We start from the raw sequence: 696 nt of genomic DNA, 5'->3' as shown, positions 1-696 counted from the left end.
AAATCTTTGGTGTTCTGAAAAACGTAAACTAAGTCAGCTATTCCGTAACAGCGTCTTGTTACCAAGACACTCGCGAATAACCGCCGTCCACGTTTCTCTTTCTTCTTCCGTATTCAATTGTCAATGAGCAGAGACTTTCGCCTCAATATCCAGACTTACAAGACCTCTTAAAAACCCCGTAAATCCTTCTGTTTTTGTGCCTCCAGAACCGCGCCTCAGTGGCCCGCCCCGGTGGCGTGAAGCGGGTTATAGGGATACCAGACCGACCCGTCAACACGCAAACTCCAAAAAAACAAAACAATCGGGCAAAAACTAAAATTCAAACAATTCAATAACTTCATATATCAACCCACATACCACCACCAGACACCCAAAAACCCCAGAAACAAGCCAATAACAACCAGCCAAAACACCAAAAATTAACAAAACCAAAATTTGCACAGACACTGGGAAAAAACACACACCAATCAAGACCACCCCAAAACACACAAAACCTGGCTAACAAAGAACCTCACCGAACAGCACAGAACTCCAAGAGCAACAATGAGAGATGGAGACACACAAGAGAACATGACGAAGCGCAGACAGAGACCCTGGCATCAAACATCCCACACCACCTCCTCTTACAGCTAGCGTCAGAGTGCTGAACAAGCCAAGGTTGGAGCCAAAGAGATCAGCGTCACCAATCAGAGGCAA

The 696-nt window shown here is 45.7% G+C and carries 1 protein-coding gene; it reads right to left on the bottom strand.

Annotated elements, in window-relative coordinates; translation table 11 throughout:
- Positions 1-498 precede the first annotated feature (498 nt).
- On the bottom strand, positions 499-696 hold a 198-nt coding region (locus tag PsAD5_RS28195), incomplete at its 5' end, for a hypothetical protein (protein WP_206599742.1).

Source organism: Pseudovibrio sp. Ad5 (assembly GCF_001623095.1).
Lineage (GTDB): Bacteria > Pseudomonadota > Alphaproteobacteria > Rhizobiales > Stappiaceae > Pseudovibrio.
The sequence above is the reverse complement of the archived record's forward strand: the minus strand, read 5'-3'. Positions and strand labels throughout refer to the sequence as shown.